Source organism: Sulfuricaulis sp. (assembly GCF_024653915.1).
Taxonomy (GTDB): Bacteria; Pseudomonadota; Gammaproteobacteria; order Acidiferrobacterales; family Sulfurifustaceae; genus Sulfuricaulis.
Map to the genome: position 1 here is coordinate 303,126 of NZ_JANLGY010000013.1, position 6,182 is coordinate 309,307.

General features: G+C 59.3%; 5 protein-coding genes and 1 other RNA gene. 1 reads left to right on the forward strand and 5 read right to left on the reverse strand.

What is annotated here, in order from left to right; all coding sequences use genetic code 11:
* Nucleotides 1–2: 2 nt before the first annotated feature.
* The 4 genes from folE2 to NUV55_RS08040 all read right to left on the reverse strand — a co-directional run bounded on the left by folE2 (nt 3) and on the right by NUV55_RS08040 (nt 3,911).
* Nucleotides 3–815 (reverse strand): GTP cyclohydrolase FolE2, encoded by an 813-nt coding sequence (folE2, locus tag NUV55_RS08025; RefSeq protein ID WP_296671874.1) that lies wholly within the window; start codon nt 813–815, stop codon nt 3–5.
* 63 nt (nt 816–878) lie between these two features.
* A complete protein-coding gene (gene dxs / locus NUV55_RS08030) occupies nt 879–2,771 on the reverse strand; it encodes a 1-deoxy-D-xylulose-5-phosphate synthase (RefSeq protein ID WP_296671876.1) in 1,893 nt (630 codons plus the stop codon).
* The gene (locus NUV55_RS08035; RefSeq protein ID WP_296671878.1) at nt 2,768–3,661 is read right to left on the reverse strand and encodes a farnesyl diphosphate synthase; all 894 of its coding nucleotides are present in this window, start codon (nt 3,659–3,661) and stop codon (nt 2,768–2,770) included. Before NUV55_RS08035 ends, dxs begins: the two co-directional genes overlap by 4 nt.
* Nucleotides 3,662–3,668: 7 nt before the next feature.
* A complete protein-coding gene (locus tag NUV55_RS08040; protein WP_296671880.1) occupies nt 3,669–3,911 on the reverse strand; it encodes an exodeoxyribonuclease VII small subunit in 243 nt (80 codons plus the stop codon).
* A gap of 176 nt (nt 3,912–4,087) precedes the next feature.
* Here NUV55_RS08040 and NUV55_RS08045 point away from each other — a divergent pair, with 176 nt between their 5' ends.
* On the forward strand, nt 4,088–6,016 hold the full coding sequence (locus NUV55_RS08045) for a 2Fe-2S iron-sulfur cluster-binding protein (RefSeq protein ID WP_296671882.1): 1,929 nt from the start codon (nt 4,088–4,090) through the stop codon (nt 6,014–6,016).
* A 51-nt stretch (nt 6,017–6,067) separates the two neighbouring features.
* Here the strand turns inward: NUV55_RS08045 and ssrA are convergent.
* Nucleotides 6,068–6,182: a transfer-messenger RNA gene (ssrA, locus tag NUV55_RS08050) on the reverse strand; the annotation flags it as partial.

Below are 6,182 nucleotides of genomic sequence, written 5' to 3' on the forward strand. Positions count from 1 at the left end.
GTTTACTGCGTCTTATCCTTCTTGATCATGGCGTAGGCCGAGTGGTTGTGGATGGATTCGAAGTTCTCTGATTCCACCACGTAGGCATCGATGCGGTCGTCCTTATTCAACGCCGCGGCGACATCGCGCACCATGTCTTCGACAAACTTGGGATTGTCATAGGCGCGTTCGGTGACGTATTTTTCGTCGGGGCGTTTCAGCAAACCGAAAAGTTCACAGCTCGCCTGTTTTTCAACGAGGTCAATCATGTCTTCCACCCATACAAAGGTGTTGGTGCGAACTGTTACCGTTACGTGCGAGCGCTGATTATGAGCCCCGTATTGGGAAATCTCCTTGGAACAGGGGCAGAGACTGGTCACCGGAACCACGACCTTGATCGTCATGATGTCCTGACCACCGCGGATCTCGCCGGCGAAGGTCACCTGGTAATCCATCAGGCTTTTGACCCCGGAAATCGGCGCGGATTTGTTGATAAAGTAGGGGAAGCTCATTTCGATATGACCGGTATCGGCTTCGAGGCGCCGGCTCATGTCCGCCAGCATGTCCTTGAAGGATTCGACCGAAATTTCCAGGTCGTGGCTGTTCAGGATCTCCACGAAACGCGACATGTGGGTGCCTTTGAAGTTGTGCGGCAGCTCCACGAACATGTTGAAATTCGCGATGGTGTGCTGCAGCCCCTGAGAGCGGTCTCTGACGACCACGGGGTGACGAATATCCTTGATCCCGACCTTGTCGATCGGCAAGTGACGCAGATCCGGCGTGTTCTGCACGTCGGCAATTTCTTCCGCAGGTTCAATTTTGCTCTTGAGTTTCATAACCAGGTCTCTCTACCACTCGCGGGGCATCAATGATGTAGTAGTTGAGCGATGCAGTCAAGTTTAAGCGGATTCGCGTTCCGCGGGAGTGTTGGTTGTGATATTCCGCAAAATCGCACGACGAATTCCAGCCGCATCCAGCCCGCACTTGGCGAGTTGTGCACGATGGTCGCCATGTTCGATGAAGTGATCGGGCAGTCCCAGATTGACGATGCGTGCCGAGATTGCTGACGCGACAAGCAGTTCATTGACTCCACTGCCGGCACCGCCGGATACCACGTTTTCCTCGACCGTGATCAGCAGCTCGTGCGTACGCGCCATTTCCCGGATCAGTTCCTCGTCCAGTGGTTTGACGAAGCGCATGTTGACCACGGTCGCATCAAAGGCCTCGCCTGCTTCGAGCGCCGGCGCCAGCATGCTGCCGAAGGCGAGCAGCGCCACGCGCTTGCCCGTGCGCCGGATCTCGCCCTTGCCGAGGGGAAGCGGTTCCAGCGAAGGCTCGACTGCAACGCCAGGACCCGTGCCGCGCGGATAGCGCACAGACGCGGGGGCGTTCAGCAGGAAGCCGGTGGAAAGCATGCGACGGCATTCGTTTTCGTCCGACGGTGCCATGACCGTCATGTTCGGCAGGCAGCGCAAATAGGAATAATCGAAGCTGCCCGCATGCGTGGCGCCGTCGGCGCCCACGAGCCCGGCGCGGTCGATCGCCAGCAATACCGGCAGGTTTTGCAGGCACACATCGTGAATCAACTGGTCATAACCGCGTTGCAGGAAAGTGGAGTAAATCGCGACCACCGGTTTCATGCCGTCGCAGGCGAGTCCGGCGGCGAAGGTGAGCGCGTGCTGTTCGGCGATGCCGACATCGAAGTAACGGTTCGGGTAGCGTTCGGAAAATTGCACCAGGCCGGAACCCTCGCGCATCGCCGGTGTAACGCCGACAAGGCGCACGTCGCGTGCCGCCATGTCGCATAGCCATTCGCCGAACACCTGGGTGTAGGTCATGCCCGCCGGTTTTTTCTCCATCTTGCCGGTCGCGGGGTCGAAGGGTGTCACGCCGTGGTACACGCAGGGATCGCCTTCGGCCGGTTCGTAGCCCTTGCCCTTGCGCGTGACCACGTGCAGGAAACGCGGGCCCGTGAGACCGCGCAGATTCCTGAGCATGCGGATCAGCGCGTGCAGATTGTGCCCGTCCACGGGACCGAAATAGTTGAAACCCAATTCCTCGAACAGCGTGCTCGGCATCACCATGCCTTTCATGTGTTCTTCCACGCGCTTGGCCAGTTCCCACATCGGCGGGATGGTGGAGAGCACGGTCTTGGAGCCCTCGCGCATGTGACTGTAGACCTTGCCCGAAAGGATGCGCGCGAGATAGTTTGACATCGCCCCGACATTGGGCGAAATGGACATATCGTTGTCGTTGAGAATGACCAGCAGGTTGGCGTCCATGTTGCCGGCATTGTTCAGTGCTTCGAATGCCTGCCCGCCCGAGAGCGCGCCGTCGCCGATAACGGCTACTACCTGGCGTTCGACGCCGGTGCATGCCGCGGCCACGGCCATGCCGAGCGCGGCGCTGATGGAAGTGCTTGAGTGCCCCACGCCGAAGGTGTCGTATTCGCTTTCCTCGCGTCGCGGAAAACCGGAGATGCCGCCTGTCTGGCGTAGCGAACCCATGCGCTCGCGGCGCCCGGTCAGGATCTTGTGCGGATAAGTCTGATGGCCCACGTCCCACACCAGCCGGTCTATCGGTGTGTTAAAGACGTAATGCAAGGCGAGCGTGAGTTCCACGGTTCCCAGCCCCGCCGCCAGGTGACCGCCGGTGCGCGAGACGGTGTCGATCAGATAGGCCCGGATTTCCTGGGCGAGCAGCGGGAGATCTTCTTCTTTCAGAAGTCGCAGGTCCTCGGGACTGTTAATAGTCTCGAGAAGGTATTTGTCGCGGGAGGATTTTTTGGTCATTGGCGGCGTTCGATGATGAATCCGGCCAGCTCGGCCAACACGCCGCCATTATCCCCCAAAGGAGCCAGGCTTTCGAGGGCTTGGGCCAGAAGTACCTGAGCGCGGGCCTTAGCTTCTGTGAGCCCGAGCACCTGGGGATACGTGGATTTGCCGCGCGCGTGGTCCATACCGGGGTTCTTGCCAAGCGTTTCCGCCTTGCCCTCCACGTCCAGGATGTCGTCGGTGATCTGGAAGGCCAGGCCGATAGCGCGGCTGTAGTTTTCGAGCGCGGTCAATTTTTCCGTTTCCACGTTCTCGCGTGCATGGGCACCGAGCAGGACCGCGGCGCGGATCAACGCGCCGGTTTTGCGCAGATGCATGTCCTCGAGCTGGGCCAGGGCGATCGCTTTGCCGCCAGAGGCGAGATCGATCGCTTGTCCGCCGGCCATGCCGTGCGAACCGGCGGCATTAGCCAACAACGCGATCATGCGCAGGCGGTGAGTGGCGCTGACCGTCAGCGCCGGATCGTTCGCCAGGATTTCAAAAGCCAGTGACTGGAGCGCGTCGCCGGCCAGCAGCGCGGTGGCCTCGTCGTAGGTCTTGTGACAGGTCGGTTTACCGCGGCGCAGATCGTCATCGTCCATGCACGGCAGATCGTCGTGCACCAGTGAATAGGCGTGAATCAGTTCCACCGCGCAGGCGGGTGTGTCGAGCGCATCGTCCTGCGCGCTGACGGCCAGGCCCGCGGCATACACCAGACTGGCGCGCACGCGCTTGCCGCCGCCCAGCGTGACATAGCGCATGGCTTCATGCAGGTGCGACGGCGCCTGTTTAGCGGGAGGCAGGCGCGCATCCAGCGCGTGTTCCACACGCACTTGAAAATGCCGGAGCCGTTCGGAGAATGCAGACAATGCCGGACTACTCGTCTTTGTTCCGTAGCGGCTCAATGGCGAATTCCCCGTTCTTTTGGACCAGTTTTTCCACGCGCTGTTCGGCCTCGCGCAAACCCTGCTGGCAGGCGCGCGTCAGTTCGATGCCGCGCTGAAAGGATTTCAGGGATTCTTCCAGCGACTGCTCGCCGGATTCCATTTTTTCCACGATCTTTTCCAGCTCCGCGAGGGCGGCTTCAAAGTTGGGAGAGGTGCTGGATTTTTTCGCCATGGGGCTCCAATAGTCCTATGCAATGAGAGGGTAAGCTAGCGCGTGCGGCCAAGGGCGTCAATCTTTCCGCGAAAGGCCATTTGGATTGCGCACCATGTTGATTTGTATCAAGGTTGACGGTCAGCGCGCCTGATAAGAATATACTTCAGCAAAGGTGCTCCGGGAGAGTCCTCATCATGCATTTTGTACGGCGGGCCGGACAGTGGTTTTTCCTGCGCCTGGAAAATCTGTTTAACGTTATTTTTGGCGACCGCCTCAATCCGCTCTATCACCTGGGCGCGATTGCCTATCTGATGACGTGGATCGCCGTGGCGACCGGTCTTTACCTGTATGTCTTTCTCGATACCGGCGTGAAGGAAGCCTACGCTTCCGTCGAGCGCATCTCACACGAGCACTGGTACATCGGTCAGATCATGCGCGGTCTGCACCGCTATGCCTCCGACGGCATGGTGCTGGCGATGGGGCTGCACATGTTGCGTCATTTTGTGTTTGATCATTATCGCGGCTTTCGCTGGTTCTCCTGGGTTACGGGCATCTTCGTGCTGTGGCTGGTGTATGCCTCCGGCATCAACGGCTTCATGCTGCCGTGGGATAGGCTGGCACAATTCGTCACTATCGCGACGGCGGAATGGCTTGACTGGCTGCCGATTTTTTCGGAGCCAATGGCGCGCAACTTTCTGCAAGAAGGCAGCGTCAACGACCGATTGTTTTCGCTACTGGCTTTCATGCACATCGGCATCTCGTTGATCCTGCTGCTGGTGCTGTGGGTGCACACGCAGCGCGTGGCCAAGGCCGAAACCAATCCACCCCGATACCTCGCGCTGCCGTTGCTGCTGGCGCTGATCGTTCTATCGCTCGTCTGGCCGGTGATGAGCCAGGGACCGGCAAATCTGGATACGCTGGTAACTTCCCTACAGCTCGACTGGTTTTATCTGTCGATCTTTCCGTTGATCTATGTCTGGTCGCCGAAAGAGGTGTGGTGGCTGGTGCTGGGTGGCACCGGACTGCTAGTGCTCCTCCCCTGGCTGCCGCCAGTGCGTCGTTCCGCGGCCAGGGAATTCCAGCTTACCCTGCGTCCCGGCGACGACACGGTGTCGGTGCAGGCGGGTGAAACCATTCTTGAAGCCGGATTGCGCGGCGGTATCGCGCTGCCGTACGAGTGCCGCAGCGGCGGTTGCGGCGTGTGCAAGTGTACGGTCGTGCAGGGCAGCGTGGATCACGGCGCGTATCAGCCCAGCGCGTTGACGGAGGAAGAGCGGCGTGCGGGAAAAGTGCTGATGTGCTGTGCCACGCCCTTGTCCGATCTCGATCTCGAATGCGAAAACATCGGTGTGGTGCGTGACATTCCGATTCGTACCTTCATGGCGCGCGTGCAGAAACTGGAACGGCTGACAGAAGACGTTATGCGCGTGCTGCTCAAGCCGCTCGATAGTGGTCCAATGCCGTTCCATGCCGGGCAATACATCAATATCGTGCTGGAAGATCGCGAACGACGCGCGTTTTCCTTCGCCACCGCGCCGCACGAGGCGGAACTGATCGAGCTGCACGTCAAACTGATTCCTGGCGGCGCCTTCACGACTTATGTCTTCAATGCCATGAAGGAGGGCGACACCCTGCGCTGCGAAGGACCGCTTGGTTCTTTTTATCTGCGCGAGGACTCGGACCGGCCGATCGTTTTCGTCGCCGGTTCCACCGGATTCGCTCCGGTAAAAAGCATGGTGGAGTATACGTTCCACGCCGGCCTCAAGCGTCCGATGCATCTCTACTGGGGCGTGAAGTCGGTCGGCGATTTCTACATGAAGGAACTGCCCGAACGCTGGGCGCGCGAACACGGCAATTTCAAATTCATTCCGGTATTGTCCGAGCCGTCACCCGGGGACAACTGGACCGGACGCACGGGCACGGTACACGAAGCTATTTTGCAGGATTTCCCGGACATGGCGGGCTGCGAGGTTTATGCCTGTGGTTCGGTCGGCATGGTCGAAACCGCGCACTCGGCGTTCCTTCAGAAGGGCATGACCGAGGACCGTTGCTTTTCCGATGCCTTCAATTTCGCGCCGCATATCAAGGGGCAGGGCGGGGAGATTGTAAGGACGTCGGATTGAGTTTCAGCAGCAAAGTAAAAGGGCCGCACGAGGCGGCCCTTTTACTTTGCTTGGTGGATGTGGCGAGAATCGAACCCGCGTCCGCAAGTCCTACATCTATGGTTCTACATGCGTAGTCTGTCTTTAATTTGACTCAGCGTGTTCCGGCAGACAGGACCACTGCTGA